Here is a 24,010-nt window from a genome sequence, read left to right on the forward strand (position 1 = left end):
TTGGTGCACAGCGGCAGTCTTAAAATTGCAGTTATTTCAAGCTGCCCGACAGAAACTGCTGCAACCGCTCGCACTGCGGGTTAACCAGCACTTCACGCGGGTCACCGCTTTCTTCGACAATACCTTTATGCAGAAACACCAACTGGTTGGACACTTCACGGGCAAAACCCATTTCGTGGGTCACCACCACCATGGTGCGGCCTTCCTGGGCCAGATCCTGCATCACCTTGAGCACATCACCCACCAGCTCAGGGTCAAGGGCCGAGGTCGGCTCGTCAAACAGCATGACCTCAGGCTCCATCGCCAGCGCACGGGCAATTGCCACACGCTGCTGCTCGCCACCGGACATATGCCCCGGGTAAGCATCCTTGCGGTGCGACACGCCTACTTTCTGCAGGTAATGCTCAGCCTTGTCACGGGCTTCGGCCTTGGACATGCCCAGTACATGCACCGGCGCTTCCATGATGTTTTCCAGCGCGGTCATGTGCGACCACAGGTTGAAATGCTGGAACACCATCGACAGGCGCGAGCGCATGCGCTGCAACTGCTTGGGATCGGCGGCCTTGAGCGCGCCGTCCTTGTTGGCAATCAGCTTGAGCTCTTCACCATTGAGCAGGATCTTGCCTGCATGGGGTTGCTCGAGCAGGTTGATGCAACGCAAAAAGGTACTTTTGCCGGAGCCACTGGAACCGATGATGCTGATCACATCACCTGCCTTGGCGGCCAGCGAAACGCCTTTGAGCACTTCATGACTGCCATAGCGTTTATGCAGGTCTTGGACTTCAAGTTTGTACATGCTGTCGGTTCTCACAAAAACAGTCAGTCGTTGAGCAAGCGCCCGTGACGCAAAGGCTTGCGCCCCGCCACTTTAGCCAGCCAGAAACCGGGTTGGGCATAGCGCAGTCGCTCAACGGCAAATAACACACCGGCGGTGCCCGCGCATACCGTACTGACCCGGTCAGATAAAGGATCAATCACTTCAAACAGCGGCTCGCCGGGCTCAACCCAGGCGCCCACCGGACGTAAAAAACTCACCACACCGGGGTGCGGTGCAAACAACAACTCAGTGCCTTCAAATGGCATGCCTTCACATGCCTCATGCTGCGCTGCAGGCCAGTCACCTGTGATCAGGCCCTGTTCGGCCAGAAACGCCAGAATGCCCTCGGCATAAGCCTCGGCCTGCGGGCGGCCGGTGTCCGCCTGCCCGCCCAGCTCCAGGGTGGTCGACATGCAGGCCAAAGGGATCTGCGCATCGGCAAACTGGCGCTGCAAACGCAGCCAGGGCACTGAGCAGGCTTCATCGAAGGAGCTGCCACCCGAGTCTTCAGCCAACAGCCCAACCCGCACACCCAGATGCGCAGCCAGCGAACGCCACTGCGGCCAATGCTGGGGCAAGGCGTACAGATGCAGTGCGGCATCGGTCTCGCAGTGCAGATCCAGGACAATGTCTGCATCACAGGCATGACTCAACAAAACACGCTGCATACCTTGCAACTGACTGACCGGATCTGGCAACTCGGACAATATATCAAGCATTGTCTGACGGATCAGTCGGGTGTTGGCGTGAGGATCATCCCCCAGGCGACCTGCCAGCCTCTGCGCTACCGGCTCACTCAACTCGACGAAATCGCGGTTGAAGTTTTTGCCGCTGCCAAACTCGAAACGTCCCTGATGACTGCCTTGCAGCAACTGGCCGAGCCCCAGGGGGTTGGCCACGGGCACCAGTTCGATCACGCCATTCAAAGCACCCCGGGCTTCAAGTTCGCTCAGGCGCTTTTTCAGTTCCCAGGCACAACGCATGCCCGGCAGTTCGTCTGCATGCAGGCTGGCCTGGATATAGGCTTTGCGCTCACCTTCACCGAAACGGAACACCGTCAAGTGACGCTCGGAACCCAGGCTGCTCCAGGGCAGCAGGTGATCGATACGCTCCATGACTCAGGCCTTGCGCGGGGCCATATAGCCCAGCCAGCGGCGCTCGGCCAGTTTGAACAGGCGCACCAGAATGAAGGTCAGGCACAGGTAGAAAGCACCGGCCGTGATGTAGGCCTCAAACGGCAGGTAGTACTGGGCATTGACGGTACGCGCAGCGCCCGTAATGTCGATCAGGGTCACGATGGAGGCCAGACTGGTGGTCTGCAACATCATGATCACTTCATTGCTGTATTGCGGCAGAGCCCGGCGCATGGCCGACGGCAGCAAAATGCGGCGATACATCTTGGAACGGGACATGCCCATTGCCTTGGCCGCTTCAATCTCACCATTGGGCGTGGCCCGCAGGCTGCCGGCTATGATTTCGGCGGTATAGGCGCTGGTATTGATGGCAAACGCCAGGCAGGCACAGAAGGTGGCACTGGACAACAGCGGCCACATAAAGCTGTCACGAATTACTTCGAACTGGGCCAGCCCGTAGTAGATCAAGAACAGCTGCACCAGCATCGGCGTGCCGCGAATCACGTAGGTGAACAGCCAGGCCGGAAAGTTGACCCAGGCCTGCTTGGAGACCCGCATCAACCCCAGCGGCACGGCTGCCAGCAGGCCGAAAAACAGCGAGATACCCAGCAGTTTCACGGTTTCCAGCATGCCGCTCAAGTACAGCGGCATGCTGGCCCAGATGACGTTGTAGTCAAAGATCATAGATCAGCCGCCCTTACGCCTACCGAGTAGCGCTTCTCAAGTTGTCGCAATGCCAGCAGCGAAACACTGGTCAGTACCAGGTACATCGCCGCAACGGCCAGGAAGAAGGTGAACGGCTCGCGGGTGGCATCAGCCGCCTGCTTGGCCTTGAACATCATGTCTTGCAGGCCCACCACCGAAATCAGTGCAGTCGCCTTGGTCAACACCAGCCAGTTATTGGTAAAGCCAGGGATCGCCAGGCGAATCATCTGTGGCACCAATACCCGGAAAAACACCTGAAACGGGCTCATGCCATAAGCCATGCCGGCTTCAGCCTGCCCCTTGGGAATGGCCATGAAGGCCCCACGAAAGGTCTCGGACAGGTAGGCACCAAAAATGAAGCCCAGGGTGCCGATACCGGCCGCCAACGGATTCAAGTCAATGTAATCGTCATAGCCCAGCATCGGCGCAACGCGATTGAGCAGGTCCTGACCGCCGTAGAAAATCAGCAAAATCAGCACAAGGTCGGGAATCCCGCGGATTACCGTTGAATACAGATCGCCCATCCAAGCCAGCCAACGTACCGGCGACAAGCGCAACGAAACACCGATCAGACCTAGAACAATGGCCAGGGCCATGGACGACAAGGCGAGCTGAAGCGTCAGCCAAGCGCCATCGAGGATGACAGCCCCGTAGCCTTTCAACATGATTCCGGCCCTCTAAAAAATAGCTCGAAAATGGGGGAATAAAAAATGGCGCAAACTTCAGAGATTCTGTCGCTTGCGCCATTTCGGACGTACTGCTGCGATGTATTACTGACCGTAAATATCGAAGTTGAAGTACTTGTCCTGGATTTGCTTGTACTTGCCGTTTTCACGCAGAGCCGTGATAGCAGCGTTGATCTTGTCTTTCAGGGCGTCGCCCTTGCGTACGGCGATACCCACGCCATCACCAAAGTACTTGACGTCGGTGAATGCCGGGCCCGCGAATGCGTAGCCTTTGCCAGCCGGGGTCTTCAGGAAACCGTCTTCCAGCAGGGTGGCGTCTGCAACGGTGCCGTCGAGACGACCCGCTTCCACGTCCAGGTAGATTTCGTTCTGCGAGCCGTAAGGAACGACAACGGCACCTTTAGGCGCCAGAACTTCCTTGGCGAAACGGTCGTGAATCGAGCCGCGCTGTACGCCGATTTTCTTGCCTTTGAGTTCATCAAGGCTGTCGCTGACCACAGTACCTTCCTTCATCACCAGGCGCGCTGGCGTCAGGTAGTACTTGTTGGTGAAATCAACGGACTTCTTGCGGTCTTCGGTGATGGACATCGAGGACAGGATTGCGTCGATTTTGCGCACTTTAAGTGCCGGGATCAGGCCATCGAATTCTTGCTCGACCCACACGCACTTGACCTGCATCTGCTCGCACAGTGCATTACCGATGTCGTAGTCAAAACCCACGATACTGCCATCCGGGGCTTTGGAAGCGAACGGAGGGTAAGCCGCTTCAATACCAATTTTCAGAGGTTTGTCAGCAGCAAAAGCCTGCAGGGACAGCACGGACAGTGCCAGGGCGCCAAGAAGCACGAGTTTCTTCATCTTAGGACTCCATCGGTAAAGGCAATAAAAGCAGAGTGAGCCTGAGCCCAATATGCGGAGGTTAAACCGGGAATGCGGCGCCACGTCCTACTGGCGTTGCACTGTGACCAGCACAACAACGACGAGCGGGTGATCGGCATTCTAACGACAGGCTTCAAGCCGTTATTTCTTCAATGCGACAACTAGTTACAGATGCACCGAAAAAAGCGACTCCAGGCATTGACAGCTCTTCATGTTTATGCAAGAGCAAAAGACATAGAACCTATGTGAGTTGCAAATAGCGGGCCTATTATTCGCAAAGCCTTCTATTCCGGCAAGTGCAGCGTTTCATCTTATTTATTCAGGAGCCGAAAAGGGCTCTAAAACGGTGCTTTGAGTATCAGAAGGCCCCGCTAACGGGCAACCGGTTACATCTGCGGTAACACATAGTCGGCTCACACAGGATCTGCAGTTGCCCAATAAAAAGCCCCGCCAGGTTATGCCGGACGGGGCTTGGTGACCTTCAGGCCGTGTTACGCGACCTTCATGTCTTTATGGGTATCGATCAAGTGCTGCACCACACCCGGGTCAGCCAGAGTAGAAATATCACCCAGACCGTCGTATTCGCCGGTAGCTATCTTGCGAAGGATACGACGCATGATTTTGCCCGAACGGGTTTTCGGCAGGCCGGGCGCCCACTGGATGACATCCGGCGAAGCGATCGGACCGATCTCTTTGCGCACCCAGTTTTTCAATTCAAGGCGCAACGCCTCACTTGGCTCTTCGCCACCATTGAGGGTGACATAGACATAAATCCCCTGCCCTTTGATGTCATGGGGCACGCCAACCACTGCAGCCTCTGCCACTTTAGGGTGGGCCACCATTGCGCTTTCGATTTCAGCAGTCCCCATCCGGTGGCCGGACACGTTGAGCACGTCATCTACACGACCGGTGATCCAGTAGTAACCGTCTTCGTCGCGACGCGCGCCGTCGCCGGTGAAGTACATGCCACGGAAGGTCTTGAAGTAGGTATCGACGAACCGGTCGTGATCGCCATACAAGGTGCGCGCCTGTCCAGGCCAGGAGTCCAGAATCACCAGGTTACCTTCAGCGGCCCCTTCTATAAGGTTGCCAAGGTTATCCACCAGCCCCGGCACCACACCAAAGAACGGACGCGCTGCAGAGCCTGGCTTGAGTGCATGCGCCCCAGGCAGCGGGCTCATCATGCAAGCGCCGGTTTCGGTCTGCCACCAGGTATCCACAATCGGGCAACGCTCTTTGCCGACCGTGGTGTAGTACCAGTTCCAGGCCTCAGGATTGATCGGCTCACCCACCGAGCCCAGCAAGCGCAAGCTGGAGCCATCGGCATCCTTAACCGCCGCCTGACCTTCGGCCATCATCGCGCGAATGGCTGTAGGCGCGGTGTAGAGAATATTGACCTTGTGCTTGTCGACAATTTTCGAAACGCGGGTAATGTCCGGGTAGTTCGGCACACCTTCGAACAGCACGGTGGTTGCGCCGTTGGCCAATGGCCCGTAGACGATATAAGTGTGACCGGTCACCCAGCCGACGTCCGCCGTGCACCAGTACACCTCGCCCGGGCGGTAGTCGAACACGCGTTCGTGGGTCAACGCCGCATAGAGCAGATAGCCACCCGTGGTGTGCTGCACACCTTTGGGCTTGCCGGTGGAGCCGGAGGTATAAAGGATAAACAAGGCTTCTTCTGCGCCCATTTCTTTCGGGGCGCAGTGAGTCGAGGCCACGGCCATCAGGTCGTGGTACCAGATATCACGATGCTTGTACCAGGCGATGTCACCGCCGGTACGCTTGAACACGATGATCTTCTGAACGCTGGAGGTATCCGGGTTGGTCAGTGCCACATCGACATTGGCCTTGAGCGCGGTACGCTTGCCGCCACGCAGGCCTTCGTCAGCGGTGATCACTACCTTGGATTTGCAGTCGATGATCCGGCCGGCCAGCGCCTCTGGCGAGAACCCACCAAATACAACCGAGTGGATTGCACCGATCCGGGTACACGCCAGCATGGCGACCACAGCCTCAGGCACCATCGGCATATAGATGGTGACTACGTCACCCCGGTGCACATCCTGACCGCGCAAGGCGTTGGCCAGCTTGCACACCTCTTCGTGCAGCTCACGGTAGGTAATGTTGCGCTGCTCGGAAGGATCATCCCCTTCCCAAATGATGGCCACTTGATCGCCGCGCTCGGCAAGGTGACGGTCCAGGCAGTTGTAGGAAACGTTGAGAGTGCCGTCCGCGAACCATTTGATATCGACATGATGATCGTCGAAAGAGGTCTGTTTGACGGTGGTAAAAGGCTTGATCCAGTCGAGGCGCTTTGCTTGTTCGCGCCAGAAGCCATCCGGGTTGACGACGGACTGCTGGTACATCGCCTTGTAGGTCGCCTCGTCAGTCAGCGTATTGGCAGCGACTTCAGGGCGTACGGGATACAGGGAAGCGGCACTCATGTTTCATACCTCAATGCTTGTAGTTGTTGTTTTATGACCCTGTTTTAGCCGGGCCAGGCCGTGAGATCCATTCGACGTTGGTAGTAAGAAACACGCAGAAAAGTCATGGTTTTTCTGCGCAAGGCTCAAGCACAGTACTTACAGCGATTTCCTGCTCGTCACGCGCCTTGTAAACGTCAGAAATGAGCTCTGTTTTCGACGATTGTTGCAGAAACTGTCAACAGTCTTTATCAAAACTCCCTCTATATGCCCGCACGGCACAGGCCTAAAATTCATCTCGCCAACCAAGGCACCGCGATTAACCCAAGTTACAGCCCCCACGAAGGCAAGTTAAGTCGCTCTTCAATACTCAGTTTCACGCACAGCCTCACAAGGGCTGTGTGACCCCACTCGACCTAAAACAGGTAACTCTGAAATGAAAGCGTTGTTAGTTCTGGCCCTGAGCAGTGTGTGTCTGACCGCCATGGCTGAGGAAGTGAACACACAAGCTGCGCACCCGCAACCTGCCGTCGAACAGTATTCCTACTCATCCGAACTGGACATCGCCAAAGTGATTTCCATGAGCGAAATCCCCAGCGTTTGCGAAGTTGTGCCAGCCCAGATGGTCTACGAAGACTCGCAGGGCAAGCAGCACACCCTTGAATACCGTGTAATGGGCAACGGCTGCTCCAACGGCTGATTAATAACCTGCGATTTATTCCAGCGTTAATCAACTCACTTATTCACGCGAACCAACGCGGTGTTTAATTGCAACTTTCAACCTGGCTTATATAACTTTGAAACGTTGCCCGCCGCGCATGTATCGCCCGGGAATTATCTAATGAAACGTTCTTTGATAGTGGCTTTCAGTTTGTCTGTTCTGGCCAGTTCAGCTTTTGCCGCTGACGGTTATGACCGTACCCACGCCGCCACTTTTACTGAAGATGGCTACAACAGCACCCGCTCGGCCAATTTTGCCGAAGACGGCTATGACAGCACCCGCTCGGCCAGCTTTGCCGAAGACGGCTATGACAGCACCCGCTCGGCCAGCTTTGCTGAAGACGGCTATGACCGTACCAACGGCCATCGTCTCAGCTAACACCGCTTCGACCTGACGCCCGGTAGCTGCCGGGCGTGGTCTGCCTTGCAACAAATCTCCCTTCCCTCCCGCTCATGCCACAGGTCATTTGGTCGCCCAGACCCATGACAAAAAAACTTCTGCCCCGGCAAACCCTCGCCCAGCCGCAGCCTTGCTTAAGCCCTGGACAAATTTAGGGCGTTTCGTCGCATCTCCAGCAAAAAAACTGGCTGAAATACCTTGTGCAAAAGCCTTATACTGCGGCCATCAAAAAGGCTTGGCATATCCCCTTCGCGGGCTAAAAAACCACGCTGCTACGGCCTCAAGGCCCAGGGCAAGTGCAGGCACGACCTCCTTCCCTGAACGACAGCGGTACAAGCCAACGTACACATTCATGTTTTTGCGTGAGCACAACGCTACTGCAAGCAACATTTCTTAGATCCAAGTGGCCTATGGCCGCGTAAAAACCAAACCATAAGTGTTTTCACGCAGCTATCAGGCCCTCACGCAGGAGACGACACGTCATGCTGAGCTGGGACGAATTCGACAAAGAAGACGAAGGCGAAGTCGCTGTTAAAGGCGCCAACGCAGGCCACGCAACCGAAGCCAACATGGACCGCCTCGACGCCGCTGGCGGCGTAGCTGCCCAGGAAGCCCGCGCAGTCACGGCTACCGACTCGGCCGCGATCATTCGTGCCAAAGCCGCGCTGGACAACCTCGACATTGCTGAAGGTCTGGCCGAACTCGAAGGCGCTTCCGCCCGTGTAGCGGTTGACGAAAAAATGATGATCAACTGCCGCGCCGACCTGAACCAGCTCGTACCGTTCAAGTACGACTGGGCGTGGCAGAAATACCTGGACGGTTGCGCAAACCACTGGATGCCGCAAGAAGTCAACATGACCGCCGACATCGCCCTCTGGAAAAACCCGGAAGGCCTGACCGACGACGAGCGCCGCATCGTGATGCGCAACCTGGGCTTCTTCTCGACTGCCGACTCCCTGGTTGCCAACAACCTGGTACTGGCCGTATACCGCCTGATCACCAACCCGGAGTGCCGCCAGTACATCCTGCGCCAGGCTTTCGAAGAGGCGATCCATACCCACGCCTACCAGTACTGCATCGAATCGCTGGCCATGGATGAAGGCGAGATCTTCAACATGTACCACGAGATCCCGTCGGTTGCTAAAAAAGCTACCTGGGGCCTGAAATACACCCGTTCGATCTCTGATCCGAAGTTCGAAACCGGTACTGTCGAAACCGACAAAGAGCTGCTGCGCAACCTGATCGCCTACTACTGCGTTCTGGAAGGCATCTTCTTCTACTGCGGCTTTACGCAGATCCTGTCGATGGGTCGTCGCAACAAAATGACCGGGGTTGCCGAGCAGTTCCAGTACATCCTGCGCGACGAATCCATGCACCTGAACTTCGGCATCGACGTGATCAACCAGATCAAAATCGAAAACCCGCACTTGTGGGACGCTGAAATGAAGGAAGAAGCTTCGCAGATGATTCTGCAAGGCACTCAGCTGGAAATCGAATACGCTCGTGACACCATGCCACGCGGCGTATTGGGCATGAACGCAGCGATGATGGAAGACTACCTCAAGTTCATCGCCAACCGCCGCCTGTCGCAAATCGGCCTGAAAGAAGAATACCCGGGCACGACTAACCCGTTCCCATGGATGAGCGAAATCATGGATTTGAAGAAAGAGAAAAACTTCTTCGAAACACGGGTCATCGAATACCAAACCGGCGGTGCATTGAGCTGGGATTGATACACCGGGTTGGTTAAAGCCACACCGGGCAAATAAAAAGGGCCAACCATGTTGGCCCTTTTTATTGGCATCGAAATTTTCAATTACCCTTTATTAAACTCAAAAAGCCGGAATCCGCCTGCCATAGTGCGGCGAGTTTCGTGTGAGACTTCCCAGCAGCTTCCAGATTTCTCAGCTCCTCAACGGCTACAGCCCACCAAAGAGGCGTACACGCCTCAAGATAGGGTAATTGGCTACCCGCCTTACCCAGCAGATAGAGTTTGGCAATTTTTCGAGAGGTACTGCATTGCCCCCTCAATTTCCACCTCAGCTGTAAACGATGACGCAGCGAGACCCTGGGAAGACGGTCAGGAACGGCAAATGATGCTTGCGGCAAACCCTCACGATAGCCCTCATCCTGCTTATTAAAAAAAGCCCGGTACATTGCATGGTGATAGTGCTTCACCGAGAAGTAATGATTAATGCAGTCATTGGCCTCAATCACTTTTCGACCATGCAGCATAAACGATATAGCAATTTGCTCAATCGTAAGAAGTGTTGCTCCATGATGAGCCCATTGATCAATCAAACTAATTACACCTTCAAAAATATGACCGTTGGTTTTGGTCATCCCGCAAACCCCGCTATTGAACAGCTTCAACCACGGTGCGGGGGCTTTATTTTCAGCGTCGAGCTGTGTAACCAGTTTACGAAACCCCAGGCGCCGGGAAGCATCTGCCCAACTCAACTCAAACTTATCCATCAAAAAATGATTATCAGAGACCCGTTTAAACAATTGGGCCGGGTCTTTGAAAAAAACCGTATCGGTATCAACGAAAATGGTTTTGCCAGACAGCGCAACGCCCGCCTGGATAGCGCAAGCCTTACGCCGGTGATAATAACCACCTACCCCTTGCCAGGCGTCCAGCACCTCAACGCTCAGAGGCAACACGCTCACAGGCCAGCCATCAAATGCCTCAGGCTGATCAGTCATCAGTGTGATCGTAAAGTCAGCCGGATCTTTTCTGTAGCGCAACGCCGACAAAATACTGAATTTTGCTTCAAGCCGATAAACTTCTTTGTCGCCATACAGCAAATACAGGAGTTGATTGATACTGTTGGTGGGCTCACCTATGGCTTCCATCATCTTTTTTATACCGTTCTTGCAGATAAGGGTAAACGTTTAAACAGTCATCATCCGACTACTGAAAAACTGTTTAAAAGTTCTCTTTTACATTAACCGCACACACCCAGCGACAGAGAAAACCCCAGATACCTTTTGCAACTGACTTATTGCTGATTTTCGCCGCAAGGCTCCCACCCTGAATACAACGTGGGTGTCTTCGTAGAAGGTGATGGCTGCTTCAACAGATACAAGTGTGCAAACTTTATGGGCATTATATTTTGATAGCGTCAATGTGCAGGCTAAGCACTGGGACATCCCTGATATGGGAACCAGTCTTAAGCTTATTTAAAATAAAAGAGTTAGGACGTTTCTGATTGCCACGAAGAAAGCTCTGCTAACCGTGTCCCCGCGATGACGTGAGCAACATGGCCGTTTTCCGCGAAAAAATTACACACACCCCACTATCGAAATTTTCGACCCATGCTCTTCGCGCAAAAGCTCATAAAAATGCAGCCAGACAACAGATTTCGCCCCTCGGCACTTATCAAAAAATGAGTTTGTTCCGGCACCAAGATAGCTGTATAAAAACACAGTACATTTTCAAGCACTGACTCAGCCCTGGAGAAACCCATGCCTCATTCAGCCACGCGCAGTACGTTTGAACGTATCGTCATCAATCAATTTACCCCGCTGCACTGCTCGCAGGCCCGCGAAATGCTGGGCTGGAATCGCGAGTACCTGAGTGAGCAGTCCGGGGTTTCAGTCTCGGCCATTGAACGCTTCGAGTCACAAGCCCCCGTTCGCGACGTAACCCGGCTGGCCCTGGCCTATAGCCTTGAGGCGCAGGGCCTGGTGTTCTTTCCCGGCTTTACCCCCGGTCGCGGGGGAAATGTTCGCGGCACAACACCAGACCCGATGGGGCGCGAAGATTTTGCTCTGATCGAGTGAAATACGGCCCTATTGCCCTGGGGTTTCTACCTCAAGCCACCAGGCACGGCCCCGGTGAGGGGTTAGCAGATTGAAAGCCTCACCCATTTGTGGCGTTGTAATCAGCACTTTGCGTTGCTCTGCCAACGCCACAATGCGCTCAAACGGCTCGAACCAGGCATGAAAAGCCAGATCAAAGGTGCCGTTGTGAATAGGTAACAACCAACGCCCGTTGAGGTCGTTGTGCGCTTGCAGGCTGTGTTCGGGCTGCATATGCACATCGGGCCAGTCGGTGTTGTAGGCACCCGTCTCCATCATGGTCAGATCAAATGGCCCAAACTGCTCGCCGATCAGCTTGAAACCGTCGAAGTAACCTGAGTCTCCACTGAAGAAGATTCGCACGTCATCAATGATCATGACCCAGGATGCCCAAAGCGTCTGGTTATGATCAAACAGGCCGCGGCCTGAAAAGTGCTGGGAAGGAGTCGCGATAAAGCGGATACCTGCAAGTTGGGTGCCCTGCCACCAATCCAGTTGCTGAACCTTGCTGGCTGGTACTCCCCATTTGACCAGCAAGTCGCCCACACCCAGCGGCGCCAAAAACTGCTGTGTTTTGGCGGCCAGTTGCAATACGGTTTTTTGGTCCAGGTGATCGTAATGATTGTGGGAAAGAATCACTGCTTCCAGTGGCGGGAGCTCATCAAGGCTGATGGGCGGCGCATGGAAGCGCTTGGGGCCAGCCCACTGGAACGGCGATGCACGCTCGGCATAGACCGGGTCGGTCAACCAGTACTTTCCCTTGAGCTTGAGCAGCAGAGTCGAGTGACCCAACCGGTACACACTGAAATCCGCAGCCTCGTCCAATTGCTCACGGGTCAACGGTTTGACCGGGATCACACCTGCAGGGCGAGTGCTCGCAGGCTTTTGGAATATCATTCTCCAAAAAATGCCCAAGGTTTTGCCGATACTGGAAGGCGGCCTGACGCCAGCATTTTGAAATGCACCTTTATGACGCTCAGCGGGCTTAGGCCCCTCTGCACTGCTTGAGTCGAGTGCCATGGCTTGAAGGCTCCAGTCAAAAGTGATTAATACTCTGTTTACAGGCCTGTTAGAGGATGATCGACATTCTACTGGCATCCTTCTGCGCCGCAGCTTGCCCCCGACTTAATAAGCTAATCTAGTCCCCATAACTGTTTCAGAATTTTCGGAACAGATGGGGTGTATTCTCGACAAGGCTGACCGACCAGCCAACAATCGATAATGCAGTACCCGGCAGTTGCCAGAAACTCCGCCCGCACATCTTGCGCAGATAGACATGGACAATAAAAGAGGCAAAGGGTTGTCGTTCGCCAAGCGTATTTATGCGCCACGAGTGATTGGCTCAGGGTTTGGCAGTATCGGGCTAATGGCCGCCCTCTACCCCCTCGACAGATCCATATGGGTTTGGCCACTACTGCTGCTAAACGCGTTCGTATGGCCTCACCTGGCCTATCAATTGTCATCGCGTGCAACCTATCCCTACCGGGCTGAACGTCGAAATATTTTGATTGATTCCCTGTGCGGAGGGTTTTGGGCGGCGGCTATCGAGTTCAATCCGCTGCCTACGGTGATCATCGTGTCGATGATGACCATGCACAACGTGGCTGCCGGAGGGCCAAAACTGCTGGTTCGCGGAGCGCTGGCGCAGCTGGCAGGCGCCCTGGTTGCGTTGCTGCTGTTCGGCTTTGCGTTTACACCCCATACCACCAGCCTGCAGGTCTATGCCTGCGTACCCGTGCTGATTCTTTACCCTTTTGCTGTAGGCATGGTCAGCTATGGTCTGGCAATCACCCTGGCCGAGCATAAACGCACCCTCAGTACCCTCAGCCGCACCGATAGCCTGACCGGGCTGCTTAATCACGGCTCATGGAAAGACCTGCTGCAACTCAGTTTCCAGCAAAGTCTGGAGCGCAATTCTCCGGCGACTCTGGCGCTGATTGATATCGATCACTTCAAACAGATCAACGACACCTACGGGCATATTGTCGGCGACAGTGTATTGCGCCAGCTCAGCAAGGAGCTCAAGGACAATTTGCGTACTGAAGACCTTGCAGGCCGCTACGGCGGTGATGAATTCTGCGTCATCCTGCCCAATCGCACCCTGGACCAGGCCCGGGAAATCATGGAACGGCTGCGCCACGTGATTGACAACTATCAACACGCCGACGAGCCCGGCCTGTGCGTTAGCCTGAGTATCGGGCTTGCCACTTGCCGCCCCGAACTCCTCCAGGCCAGCACGTGGCTGAACGAGGCAGACAAAGCGCTGTATATCGCAAAGAATACGGGGCGCAACAAAATCAGTGTTGGCGCAGCAGACACCCTTGCTGAATCACAGCTGAGCAATGATCCGGTATAGAAACAGGGCCCGGGCAGCGCTATTCAACTGATGCAGCGACGCAAGGCCGAGATCTCGGGCACATCCTGGCGCTGCATATACACCCTCAAGGGCTCGGTGATGTTCAGGCGGTCATCGATATTCTGATCCAGCAACAACTGAATCAACTCGCGCTTGAGAGTCATGGTGCCAGCACCATCGGCCTGCCAGACAAATTCGCTGGTGGGCGTGATGTTGTCGTCGGCGACATCCATTCCAAATGAATCTTCACTGAAACGGACAATGTGCTGGCCTGTCTTACGATTGAAACCAACAAAGCCGCTAAGTAGGTCGGCGGCCTGACAGATGAGTTGCGAAGTGATACGCATGGTAAACCTCACTGATGAGCCTGAAAGGCTCCGGGACGGTGGTTTACACGCAAGTTCGATTGCCTGCCCCTCTGCCGGGGACGTTGATGTGGCCAAGAATACTGCACATCTTCACGAAAAACCGCTAAAAAACACCCTCTGCTTTTATGATTGAAAGGAACTCAACCAATGCCTGACACTTTTGGCAAAAACGCCCTGCTGCTGAGCCTGCTCCTGGGCTTGGGTGGCGTACAGAATGCTGGCGCATCCAATGCGACCGAGGCGGCACTGGCCAACGCTCACGGCATACCGCGCCCGGCGGTGATCGCCCATCGCGGTGCGTCCTTCGATGCTCCGGAATCAACCGCTGCCGCCTACACCCTTGCCAGGGATCTGGGGGCTGACTATCTGGAAATGGACCTGCAACGCAGCAAGGACGGCGTTCTGTTTGCGCTGCATGACAACAGCCTGTTGCGCACCACTGACGTCGCCAAAAAGTTTCCGCAACGCAAGGACAGCCCGGCCAGCGCCTTTACCCTGGCCGAGCTTAAAACCCTGGATGCCGGCAGTTGGTTCAACCAGGCTTATCCGGATCGCGCGCGCCCGTCCTATGTCGGGCTGCCGATCCTGACCCTGGACGAAATTATCGATATCGCCCAGGGCAATCCACAGTACAAACCGGGCCTCTACATCGAAACCAAAGAGCCCAGGCAGTTCCCGGGCCTTGAACACGATCTGAAAAACAAGTTGAGCGAACGCGGCTGGCTTGAGCCCGTTGCCTCGGCAGAGGCGGAAGGCAAACCACTGGTCGGCCAGGGCAAAGGCCGGGTCATGTTGCAAACCTTCGACAAAAACAGCCTTGAGCTGCTGCAAAAAGAAATGCCCAACACGCCGAAGATCCTGCTGTTATGGGTAGGTGAAGGCGGCATGAAGCCCAACACCTCAGTCAGTTTCGCCGACTCCGGCGAAAAGGATAAAGCCGCGTACTACGCCAAACAGCAACCCAAGGACAAAGCCGAATTCATCCAGTGGCTCGACTTTGCCAAGGCCAACGGTGCCATCGGTACAGGCCCTTCGGCAGCCTTGACCCACGGGGGTGACCAGAGCTACTTCGACCTGATCCAGCCCTGGATGAACAGCGCCGCCCATGACCGGGGCATGCTGGTACATGTTTACACCCTCGATGCCCCCGTTGACTTCAAAAAGGCAATGGACGCAGGTGTCGACGGCATCTTCACCAACCGCGCCAGCGAGTTGCTCACGTATTACCAGCGCCCGGTGCCACAAAGCGTCAATCAGTTGCTGGAGAAAAATGGCTTTTAACCTGCAAGCCGGCAAGGGGCGAAAATTAAGGGTGAGTTAAGTTGCGCCGGTTAATCTGATCCCACTTGAACAGATCAACCCAAAGGGACTCAACATGAAAAAACTTAATCTGGTATTTGCAACTGTTGCCCTGGCTCTGACTGCCGGTATTGCTCAGGCCGATGTACGCCCGGACCATATCCCGGGCCTGATCAAATCGGGTGAAATCACCTCGTTTGAAAAGTTGAATCAAGCAGCACTGGACAAACACCCTGGCGCGACCATTCTCGATACCGAGCTTGATCACTCCTACGGCAAGCTGGTGTATGAAGTTGAATTGCGCGATACCAAAGGCATCAAATGGGACGTAGATCTCGACGCAAAAACCGGCGAAGTGCTGCAAGACAAACAAGACACCTGAGTTGATTTGAATAAAAGGCTGCGCCACTCTTCATGGGTGGCGCGGCCTTTTTATTTAGCGCTTGCTTAGGAATAAGTGCCGCGCTCAAGTGTTCTGGCTAGAATCATCTTTTTGAGCTCGAGCTTTTACCATGACGCACGGCACGGCTGACGATATCGCGACAATTAACCGGATCAGTGCCGTACCTGCAATGTTGCAGGTGATTACGGAAATGACCGGTATGCGCTTTGCTGCCGTTGCCCGTGTCACCCAGACCACCTGGACCGCCTGCGCGGTACTCGACAAGCTGGGTTTCGGTTTGCAGTCCGGTGGCGAGCTGGACCTGGTCAGCACCCTGTGCTTTGAAAGCATGAACTCGCACCTGCCGATCATCATTGATAAAGCCAGCGCCGATCCGCTGTACCAACACCATCACACGCCGCGGATTTATCGCTTCGAAAGCTACATCACGATTCCGGTATGGCGCACTGACGGTAGTTTTTTCGGCACCCTGTGCGCACTCGACCCCGAGCCTGCAAGCCTCAGGAACAGTACGATCCAGTCCACAATGGAGTCATTCGCACGCCTGCTGTCGCTGCAAATTGACGCCGAAGAAAACCTGCAACGTACAGAAACCGCGTTGGAGCAGGAGCGTGAAACCGCAGAGCTGCGCGAGCAATTTATCGCTGTTATAGGCCATGACCTGCGCAACCCGTTATTCGCCATCACCACAGCCGCAGAGCGCTTGCTACGGGTGCACCCAGACCCCTCCACCGATGTCCTGGTCAAGCATATCCTGAGCTGCGGCAACCGTGCCTCGCAGCTGGTTGAGGACGTTATGGACTTTGCCCGCGGACGGCTCGGTAGCGGCATCCCGCTGACGCTGCGCGAGTGCCCCGATCTCGACCAGGTCTTCATCCATGTCATCTCGGAACTGCAAAACGTTCATGCGCAACGTTCCATCCGCTCAGACATAGGGCCACTTGAGGGCATCCGCTGTGACAGCGGCCGCCTGGCCCAACTGCTCTCCAACCTGTTGACCAATGCCATCACCCATGGCTGCCCCGACGGGCCCGTTGACATCTCGGCACTGGTACTCAATGGGGTATTCACCCTGAGGATCTGCAACCAGGGCGAGCCCATCCCGGCCGAACAACTGCCGCATTTGTTCAAACCCTACTCACGCCCGGCCACCGACACTCCCCAGGCCGGACTTGGCCTTGGGCTGTATATTGCCAGCCAGATCGCCCTGTCCCACGGCGGCCATATGGAAGTCACCTCGGACCAGGACCAAGGCACAGTCTTCACCTTCAGCATGGCGCTGCCCTGATGCTCTGACGCCCTCGACTGGTATGTGAGACGACATCTTATGACCGCCCGGCCGCGACGCTAGCCATTTGCCATATAGGGGCTAAGGTACTGGCTGTAGACGTTTTAATTGAAATTTCGCCATGTTCGAAAGGAGTCGTTCATGCACACCAAAATTGAGCTGAAACCGCGTTCAACCAGCCGTACTGAAAAACTCGCAGCGCTGCTCTATAGCCTGTTCAGCTATCTGTTTTTTCTACTGACATTTGTTTATCTGATAGGTTTTCTGGGGAATGTCGTCGTCCCGAAAAGTATCGATTCGGGATCTGGCCTGGCATGGCCCTGGGCGCTTGTGGTCGATGTGCTGCTGATCACCGTATTTGCCCTGCAACACAGCATCATGGCGCGCAAAAGCTTCAAGCGCAGGTGGTGTCATGTCATACCGCCAGTTATTGAACGGGCCACTTATGTCCTGGCCTCCAGTGCGGTGCTGGCGCTTATATGCTGGCTGTGGCAGCCGATCGATATCAGTGTCTGGAGTGTACAGTCGCCCTTGTTTGCGGGGTTACTTGTCACGCTGTACTGGTTCGGATGGGGGTTGGTGCTGCTGGCCTCTTTCATGATCAGCCACTTCGAATTGTTTGGCGTCAAACAGCCCTTTGACACCCTGCGCCAACCAAAACCCGTAAACAACGCATTCAGAACCCCCGCGCTCTACAAGCTCGTGCGTCACCCGTTGTATCTGGGATTCCTGATCGCTTTCTGGGTAACGCCCGAGATGAGTGTCGGGCACCTGGTGTTTGCACTGACAAGCACCCTTTACATTCTGATCGGCACCCAACTGGAAGAGAAAGATCTGGTTGAGCTGTTTGGAGACAAGTACCGGGTTTATCAAAAAAACGTCGGCATGTTGCTGCCCTCTCTACGCCGCAAGTCCGGCACCGGGCGCTGACCCACGAATAAATCTGTATTTAGAACCGTGATGGGTAGAAACTGACGCGCTGTTCAGCGGCTACTGACACTGCCTGTCAGATGCCTCCTATTGCGCCTCGATAGAACCCCGATATGAACACCCGCCTATGCGCTTATGAAGACCTGACACCCCGCCAGCGCGAGCAACTGCGCGAGATAGAAGTTCGCCCTGAGCAGATTGCTTTTTGCGGCACCATCGAGTCTGCCCTGCACTCGTTGCCGGTCCAGCCGCAGGCGGGCATCAAAGGGCTGGTGCTGCTCAACGACGAGTTGCCAGTGGCATTTTTGCTTCTCAAGCGCGAGCCGCTTCTGGCCCACTGGGCTGAGCCGGGCTGCGCCACCTTGCACGCACTACAGGTCGACAGCCGTGCTCAGGGCCAGGGATTGGGCAAGGCCTGTTTGCGCGAGCTGGCCAGGGCCATTGAACAGATATGGCCCGAGATTCGCCAATTGATGCTCTCGGTCAGCCCGTTCAATACCAGCGCCATGGCTTTTTATCTGAGCCAGGGCTGGGTCGAGCAAGGCGAGGCCTATCGTGGTGAGCGACGGTTGGTGCTGTCGCTGGCCCCCATGCTGCCCCTGCAGTTGCAGGCAAGCTAAGCAGGCTTTTTGATCGGCAGCCAGATTTCCAGCAGCCCCGTACCGGTGTCCGCATTGAAGTCTGCGCTGTAGCGCTCGAACTCGGGCGCATCAGCGGCTTGGTAGCCCGAATTTGGCAACCAGTCTTTCCAGATCGCCTGAAAGGTCTGACCAAGCGTGTCCAATGCCCCGTGATGCTCAAAGACCGCGTAAGACTGCTCCTGCAGTTCAATCCAGCGATACCGCTCAGGCAGATCATCAAGCTTGCTGATTGCCACGCCAGCAATGTATTCAAAACCACCCTCGCCATCAGGATTACAACAAACACCGTAGGTTTCATCGCCAATTTGGCTTGGTACTTTGCCGATTTCGGGAATGAATTTTTCCCATAACAGCGGGATTCGATCAACGCTCTCCTCAGTGAAACGGCCACCCAATCCCGCGATCAATTGAAACTGGCCTTTGGCAAATCGCGGCGCTGACAGCTCGAACTTTTTTAGTTGGTCCATGGGGCATGCTCGATGGAGGAAGTAGGAAACCTAGCATCTGAGTATAGGAACAAAACCACATACAGGTCGGATCAGCGAAAAATAGACGCTGACAGCACCTAGACAAAAGGCCATCAGCGCCCGTATTGTTTCGTCCAGACCACCGCAGTGGTCAACGTCGCTCGGACGGTTCCGGGCGCTTACGTATCAGAGGCACACATGGCAGACCAAGGTTCGCCGCGACGTTTTGCGCGCATAGATCGACTTCCCCCCTACGTTTTCAATATCACTGCCGAGCTGAAGATGGCCGCCCGTCGTCGTGGCGAAGACATCATCGACTTCAGCATGGGTAACCCTGACGGCCCGACACCTCCCCACATCGTCGAAAAACTCTGCACCGTCGCGCAGCGTGAAGACACTCACGGCTACTCGACTTCGCGGGGAATTCCACGCCTGCGCCGGGCCATTTCGCGCTGGTATGCCGACCGTTACAACGTTGAGATCGATCCCGAGCACGAAGCCATTGTCACCATCGGCTCCAAGGAAGGCCTGGCGCACTTGATGCTTGCCACCCTGGATCAGGGCGACACCGTGCTGGTGCCCAACCCCAGCTACCCGATTCATATCTACGGTGCCGTGATTGCCGGTGCCCAGGTGCGTTCGGTACCGCTGATCCCCGGCGTGGACTTTTTTGCCGAGCTGGAAAAAGCTATCCGCGGCTCCATCCCCAAACCGAAAATGATGATCCTGGGCTTCCCGTCCAACCCGACGGCGCAGTGTGTCGAACTGGATTTCTTCGAGCGCGTGGTAGCCCTGGCCAAGCAATATGATGTGCTGGTTGTGCACGATCTGGCCTACGCCGATATCGTCTATGACGGCTGGAAAGCGCCTTCGATCATGCAAGTACCGGGCGCCAAGGACATCGCCGTGGAGTTCTTCACGCTGTCCAAAAGCTACAACATGGCAGGCTGGCGTATCGGTTTTATGGTGGGCAATCCTGAGCTGGTCAATGCTCTGGCGCGAATCAAGAGTTACCACGACTACGGCACCTTTACCCCGCTGCAAGTGGCGGCAATTGCTGCACTTGAGGGTGACCAGCAATGTGTGAAGGATATTGCCGAACAGTATCGTCAGCGCCGTAACGTGATCGTCAAAGGGCTGCACGAACTGGGCTGGATGGTCGAAAACCCGAAGGCTTCGATGTATATCTGGGCCAAGATTCCCGAACACTACGCCCACCTGGGCTCACTGGAATTCGCCAAGAAGCTGCTGGCGGATGCCAAGGTCTGTGTTTCACCGGGGGTAGGCTTTGGTGAATATGGTGACGACCATGTGCGGTTTGCCCTGATTGAAAATCAGGATCGCATTCGTCAGGCGCTACGCGGCATTCGCGCCATGTTCCGCGCTGATGGCTTTAACGCTGGCTAAAACGACTGTGGGAGCTGGTAAACCAGCTCCCACAGGTTTATTGGTGCTTTAAACCACCAACGACAACAGCAGAATAAAGATCAAACCTACAACCGAGAGGATGGTTTCCATCGCGGTCCAGGTCTTGAAGGTTTCAGCCACGGTCATGTTGAAGTACTGCTTCACCAGCCAGAAACCTGCGTCGTTGACGTGAGACAGGATCAACGAGCCTGCGCCGGTTGCCAGTACCAGCAGCTCACGGTTCACACCCGGAATCATGTCCACCACCGGCAACACAATCCCCGCCCCGGTAATGGTCGCTACGGTCGCAGAACCCGTCGCGATACGAATCACTGCAGCCACCAGCCAGGCCAGCAAAATCGGCGAGATTTGCGCGTTTACCGCCATATGGCCGATCACGTCACCCACACCGCTGGCTACCAGCATCTGCTTGAAACCGCCGCCCGCACCAATGATCAGAATGATCGCTGCGGTAGGAGCCAGGCTCGCGTCCAGCAGCTTGAGGATGCGTTTGGAGTCGATACCCTGGCGGGCGCCAAAGGTGTACAGCGCCAGCAGCAATGCCAGCAACAGCGCACTGATCGGGTGGCCGATCATGTCCATCCACACACGGAAGAAGTTGCCATCGGGCAGCGCCACGTCGGCGAACGTCTTGAGCAGCATCAGGAATACCGGCAACAGCACGGTGATCAGGGTGATGGAAAAACTCGGCAAGGTGCTGGATTCCGGCTCACTGGCCAGTTGATCCATGAGGTCCTGGGATGCATGGCCCGGGATGTACTTGGCGATAAACGTACCGTAAATCGGTCCGGCAATGATCGCGGTAGGCAGAGCAACAATCAGGCCGTACAGAATGGTCTTGCCGATGTCGGCACCAAACACGCCAATGGCCAGCAGCGGGCCCGGGTGCGGCGGTACCAGCCCGTGAACAGCCGACAAGCCGGCGAGCAGCGGGATACCGATCTTGATGATCGACACGCCAGTACGTCGCGCAACGATAAACACCAACGGAATCAGCAGTACAAAGCCGATTTCGAAGAACAATGGAATACCGACCAGAAAGGCGGCAAACATCATTGCCCACTGCACCTTGTCCTTGCCGAAGGCACGGATCAGGGTACGGGCGATCTGGTCAGCACCACCGGAGTCGGCCATCATTTTGCCAAGCATGGTGCCCAGCGCCAGGATGATCCCGACAAAGCCCAACACGCCGCCAAAACCGTCCTGGAACGACTTGATGATCAAGTTGGCAGGCATGCCGGCCGTAAGCCCCAGAAACGCAGAGGCGATGATCAAGGCAATAAAGGGGTGCAGCTTGAATCGGGTGATCAGTACGATCAGGCCGATAATGGTCACCACTGCATCAAGCAGCAGAAACGTATTATGGGACATGCCTAGCATGGGGCGTCTCCTGCCTTTTTGTTGTTATCAAGTACGGGGGTGCCGCTACAGCCGAGGCAGATAGCGCTATCTGTTTGAAACAACATCATGAAGTTGCCATTACCGTCTGCTCGCACCACCAGTCTCGGGCGGCGCTTGCTAATTGCTTAACGTTCATCTGGGCTGCATTCAGAGTCAGCACCAAGGATTCATTGGTCGGTGATTCAAGCGCAGCGAACTGGCTGTCGATCAGGGTCTTGGGCATAAAGTGCCCCGGACGGTCGGCCACCCGGGCAGCCGCCACCTCAGGGGTCAGCTCCAGAAACACAAAACCCAGACCATCTACCGCACTGCGTAAACGCTCGCGATAACGCAGCTTGAGTGCCGAACAGGTCAGCACCGGGCGCTGACCACTGGCAACCGCACGACGCAATTCGTCGCACAGGCTGTCAAGCCAGCCGGCACGGTCTTCATCGGTCAGGGGAATACCGGCACTCATCTTGGCAATGTTGGCCGCCGGGTGAAACGCATCGCCTTCAATCGGGGTCGCGCCATTGAGCTGGCACAATGCCTGGCTAACGCTGGATTTGCCGCAGCCGGCAACACCCATGATGACCAGAGCAGTGATAGGTTGACTCATGAAACACCTCAGTCCGTAGACAGCGCTGTCTTTGTTCATGCGTTCAATACTTGAAAGCAAAGCACAAAGCTTAGGCTACCGACGTCTATTTCTCATTTTTATGGGGAGACGCGGAGACGCTCTCGACATACAAAGCTGGGGTAACTGATTTACACGCAATCAGGCAATTGCGGGTCCGCCAGGACAGCGCTACCTTAGTGACTTGTTTTTTGTTTGGCAAGCCGCCCTGATGACCACCTCCAAAAACGATAAAAACACCCGGACCACGGGTCGCCCCACCCTTAACGAAGTTGCCCGCCTTGCGGGGGTCAGCCCCATCACCGCCTCGCGAGCCCTGCGCGGTATCAGCAGCGTTGCCACGGAGCTGGCCGAAAAGGTCCGTGTTGCCGCCGACGAGCTGAACTATGTGGTCAATCCGGCCGCCCGCGCGCTAGCCTCGGCGCAGAGTCATTCTGTCGTGGTGCTGGTACCTTCGCTGTCCAACCTGCTTTTTATAGACACCCTCGAAGCCATCCATGACGTGTTGCGCCCCCGGGGCTTTGAAGTATTGATCGGCAACTTCCACTATTCCCGTGACGAAGAAGAAAATTTGCTGCGCAACTATATGGCCTACCAGCCCCGAGGCCTGCTGCTGACCGGTTTTGATCGTTCTGAAAGCTCACGGCGGATGATCGAGACCAGCAATGTACCCTGCGTGTACATGATGGAGCTGGATGCCGCCGAGGGCTTGAACTGCGTCGGCTTTTCACAGCTGCAGGCCGGTGAAACAGCTGCCCGGCACTTGATCTCCCGTGGCCGCAGACATCTGGCCTATATCGGCGCCCAGCTCGATCAACGCACGTTGCTGCGCGGTGAGGGTTATCGCCGCACTTTGCAGGAAGCCGGACTGTACAACCCTGATCTTGAAGTACTGACGCCACGTCCGTCTTCGGTCGGCCTGGGGGGCGAATTGTTCCTGCAATTGCTCGCCAGCCATCCACAAGTGGATGCGATCTTTTTCGGCAACGACGACCTGGCCCAGGGCGCCTTGCTTGAGGCTGCACGCATCGGCATCAAAATCCCGGAGCAAATCGCCGTACTGGGCTTTAACGACCTGCCGTCTTCAGAGTTTATGGTGCCTCGCCTGAGCAGTATTCGAACGCCCCGGGAAGCCATTGGCCGTCGCGCAGCCGAGCAGATGCTGACACTGATGGCAGGTAATAAAGTTGCCAACCCTGTTCAGGACATGGGCTTTGAACTGATGGTGCGTGAAAGCAGTTAA

The 24,010-nt window shown here is 55.6% G+C and carries 24 protein-coding genes; 12 read left to right on the forward strand and 12 right to left on the reverse strand.

The window, feature by feature from the left end; genetic code table 11:
• Positions 1 to 31 precede the first annotated feature (31 nt).
• The 6 genes from ACP7BE_RS16315 to acs form a co-directional block, all read right to left on the reverse strand.
• Positions 32 to 796 (reverse strand): ABC transporter ATP-binding protein, encoded by a 765-nt coding sequence (locus ACP7BE_RS16315; RefSeq protein WP_095003237.1) that lies wholly within the window; start codon positions 794 to 796, stop codon positions 32 to 34.
• Positions 797 to 819: 23 nt separating this feature from the next.
• Positions 820 to 1,932 carry a succinylglutamate desuccinylase/aspartoacylase family protein gene (locus tag ACP7BE_RS16320; RefSeq protein WP_095003238.1) on the reverse strand — a complete coding sequence of 371 codons (1,113 nt, stop codon included), beginning with the start codon at positions 1,930 to 1,932 and terminating at the stop codon, positions 820 to 822.
• A gap of 3 nt (positions 1,933 to 1,935) precedes the next feature.
• Positions 1,936 to 2,634 (reverse strand): ABC transporter permease, encoded by a 699-nt coding sequence (locus ACP7BE_RS16325; RefSeq protein WP_095003239.1) that lies wholly within the window; start codon positions 2,632 to 2,634, stop codon positions 1,936 to 1,938.
• The gene (locus ACP7BE_RS16330) at positions 2,631 to 3,320 is read right to left on the reverse strand and encodes an ABC transporter permease (protein ID WP_095003240.1); all 690 of its coding nucleotides are present in this window, start codon (positions 3,318 to 3,320) and stop codon (positions 2,631 to 2,633) included. The genes ACP7BE_RS16325 and ACP7BE_RS16330 overlap by 4 nt, the downstream gene beginning before the upstream one ends.
• A gap of 105 nt (positions 3,321 to 3,425) precedes the next feature.
• Complete coding sequence (locus ACP7BE_RS16335) at positions 3,426 to 4,199, reverse strand: ABC transporter substrate-binding protein (protein ID WP_095003241.1); 774 nt, start codon at positions 4,197 to 4,199, stop codon at positions 3,426 to 3,428.
• Between the two features lie 512 nt (positions 4,200 to 4,711).
• Positions 4,712 to 6,667 (reverse strand): acetate--CoA ligase, encoded by a 1,956-nt coding sequence (gene acs, locus ACP7BE_RS16340; protein WP_095003242.1) that lies wholly within the window; start codon positions 6,665 to 6,667, stop codon positions 4,712 to 4,714.
• Between the two features lie 415 nt (positions 6,668 to 7,082).
• Between acs and ACP7BE_RS16345 the strand changes: the two genes are divergently transcribed.
• The 3 genes from ACP7BE_RS16345 (at position 7,083) to ACP7BE_RS16355 (ending at position 9,499) form a co-directional block, all read left to right on the forward strand.
• Positions 7,083 to 7,346, forward strand: a complete 264-nt coding sequence (locus tag ACP7BE_RS16345) for a DUF2790 domain-containing protein (protein ID WP_095003243.1) — start codon at positions 7,083 to 7,085, stop codon at positions 7,344 to 7,346.
• Between the two features lie 141 nt (positions 7,347 to 7,487).
• Complete coding sequence (locus tag ACP7BE_RS16350; protein ID WP_095019707.1) at positions 7,488 to 7,745, forward strand: heme utilization protein; 258 nt, start codon at positions 7,488 to 7,490, stop codon at positions 7,743 to 7,745.
• A 503-nt stretch (positions 7,746 to 8,248) separates the two neighbouring features.
• Positions 8,249 to 9,499, forward strand: a complete 1,251-nt coding sequence (locus tag ACP7BE_RS16355) for a ribonucleotide-diphosphate reductase subunit beta (protein ID WP_016782118.1) — start codon at positions 8,249 to 8,251, stop codon at positions 9,497 to 9,499.
• A gap of 79 nt (positions 9,500 to 9,578) precedes the next feature.
• Here ACP7BE_RS16355 and ACP7BE_RS16360 read toward each other — a convergent pair whose 3' ends face one another.
• Positions 9,579 to 10,625: a hypothetical protein gene (locus ACP7BE_RS16360; protein WP_426106535.1), complete on the reverse strand. Its 1,047-nt coding sequence runs from the start codon at positions 10,623 to 10,625 to the stop codon at positions 9,579 to 9,581.
• Between the two features lie 609 nt (positions 10,626 to 11,234).
• Here ACP7BE_RS16360 and ACP7BE_RS16365 point away from each other — a divergent pair.
• On the forward strand, positions 11,235 to 11,552 hold the full coding sequence (locus ACP7BE_RS16365; RefSeq protein ID WP_095003246.1) for a helix-turn-helix domain-containing protein: 318 nt from the start codon (positions 11,235 to 11,237) through the stop codon (positions 11,550 to 11,552).
• A 9-nt stretch (positions 11,553 to 11,561) separates the two neighbouring features.
• On the opposite strand, the gene ACP7BE_RS16370 is transcribed toward ACP7BE_RS16365, so the two are convergent.
• On the reverse strand, positions 11,562 to 12,590 hold the full coding sequence (locus ACP7BE_RS16370; RefSeq protein WP_150629320.1) for an MBL fold metallo-hydrolase: 1,029 nt from the start codon (positions 12,588 to 12,590) through the stop codon (positions 11,562 to 11,564).
• A gap of 256 nt (positions 12,591 to 12,846) precedes the next feature.
• Between ACP7BE_RS16370 and ACP7BE_RS16375 the strand changes: the two genes are divergently transcribed.
• Positions 12,847 to 13,926, forward strand: coding sequence for a diguanylate cyclase (locus ACP7BE_RS16375; RefSeq protein ID WP_095003248.1), 1,080 nt, complete (start codon positions 12,847 to 12,849; stop codon positions 13,924 to 13,926).
• 23 nt (positions 13,927 to 13,949) lie between these two features.
• On the opposite strand, the gene ACP7BE_RS16380 is transcribed toward ACP7BE_RS16375, so the two are convergent.
• A complete protein-coding gene (locus ACP7BE_RS16380) occupies positions 13,950 to 14,273 on the reverse strand; it encodes a DUF2025 family protein (RefSeq protein WP_095003249.1) in 324 nt (107 codons plus the stop codon).
• A gap of 168 nt (positions 14,274 to 14,441) precedes the next feature.
• Between ACP7BE_RS16380 and ACP7BE_RS16385 the strand changes: the two genes are divergently transcribed.
• The 5 genes from ACP7BE_RS16385 to ACP7BE_RS16405 all read left to right on the forward strand — a co-directional run bounded on the left by ACP7BE_RS16385 (position 14,442) and on the right by ACP7BE_RS16405 (position 18,834).
• Complete coding sequence (locus ACP7BE_RS16385; RefSeq protein WP_095019702.1) at positions 14,442 to 15,575, forward strand: glycerophosphodiester phosphodiesterase; 1,134 nt, start codon at positions 14,442 to 14,444, stop codon at positions 15,573 to 15,575.
• Positions 15,576 to 15,669: 94 nt separating this feature from the next.
• Positions 15,670 to 15,975, forward strand: coding sequence for a PepSY domain-containing protein (locus ACP7BE_RS16390; protein ID WP_095003251.1), 306 nt, complete (start codon positions 15,670 to 15,672; stop codon positions 15,973 to 15,975).
• Positions 15,976 to 16,105: 130 nt separating this feature from the next.
• Positions 16,106 to 17,284, forward strand: a complete 1,179-nt coding sequence (locus ACP7BE_RS16395; protein ID WP_095003252.1) for a GAF domain-containing sensor histidine kinase — start codon at positions 16,106 to 16,108, stop codon at positions 17,282 to 17,284.
• Between the two features lie 141 nt (positions 17,285 to 17,425).
• Positions 17,426 to 18,214, forward strand: a complete 789-nt coding sequence (mddA, locus tag ACP7BE_RS16400) for a methanethiol S-methyltransferase (RefSeq protein WP_095003253.1) — start codon at positions 17,426 to 17,428, stop codon at positions 18,212 to 18,214.
• 113 nt (positions 18,215 to 18,327) lie between these two features.
• Positions 18,328 to 18,834 (forward strand): GNAT family N-acetyltransferase, encoded by a 507-nt coding sequence (locus tag ACP7BE_RS16405; protein WP_095019699.1) that lies wholly within the window; start codon positions 18,328 to 18,330, stop codon positions 18,832 to 18,834.
• Here ACP7BE_RS16405 and ACP7BE_RS16410 read toward each other — a convergent pair.
• A complete protein-coding gene (locus ACP7BE_RS16410) occupies positions 18,831 to 19,322 on the reverse strand; it encodes a GyrI-like domain-containing protein (protein ID WP_095019698.1) in 492 nt (163 codons plus the stop codon). The genes ACP7BE_RS16405 and ACP7BE_RS16410 overlap by 4 nt on opposite strands.
• Positions 19,323 to 19,520: 198 nt before the next feature.
• Between ACP7BE_RS16410 and alaC the strand changes: the two genes are divergently transcribed.
• Complete coding sequence (gene alaC, locus ACP7BE_RS16415) at positions 19,521 to 20,729, forward strand: alanine transaminase (protein WP_095003256.1); 1,209 nt, start codon at positions 19,521 to 19,523, stop codon at positions 20,727 to 20,729.
• A 48-nt stretch (positions 20,730 to 20,777) separates the two neighbouring features.
• Here alaC and ACP7BE_RS16420 read toward each other — a convergent pair whose 3' ends face one another.
• Positions 20,778 to 22,130 (reverse strand): GntP family permease, encoded by a 1,353-nt coding sequence (locus tag ACP7BE_RS16420; protein ID WP_095003257.1) that lies wholly within the window; start codon positions 22,128 to 22,130, stop codon positions 20,778 to 20,780.
• A gap of 85 nt (positions 22,131 to 22,215) precedes the next feature.
• A complete protein-coding gene (locus ACP7BE_RS16425) occupies positions 22,216 to 22,749 on the reverse strand; it encodes a gluconokinase (protein ID WP_095003258.1) in 534 nt (177 codons plus the stop codon).
• 229 nt (positions 22,750 to 22,978) lie between these two features.
• Between ACP7BE_RS16425 and ACP7BE_RS16430 the strand changes: the two genes are divergently transcribed.
• Positions 22,979 to 24,010: a LacI family DNA-binding transcriptional regulator gene (locus tag ACP7BE_RS16430; RefSeq protein ID WP_095003278.1), complete on the forward strand. Its 1,032-nt coding sequence runs from the start codon at positions 22,979 to 22,981 to the stop codon at positions 24,008 to 24,010.

The organism is Pseudomonas sp. TWR1-1-3, assembly GCF_049896805.1.
Classification (GTDB): domain Bacteria; phylum Pseudomonadota; class Gammaproteobacteria; order Pseudomonadales; family Pseudomonadaceae; genus Aquipseudomonas; species Aquipseudomonas bubulae.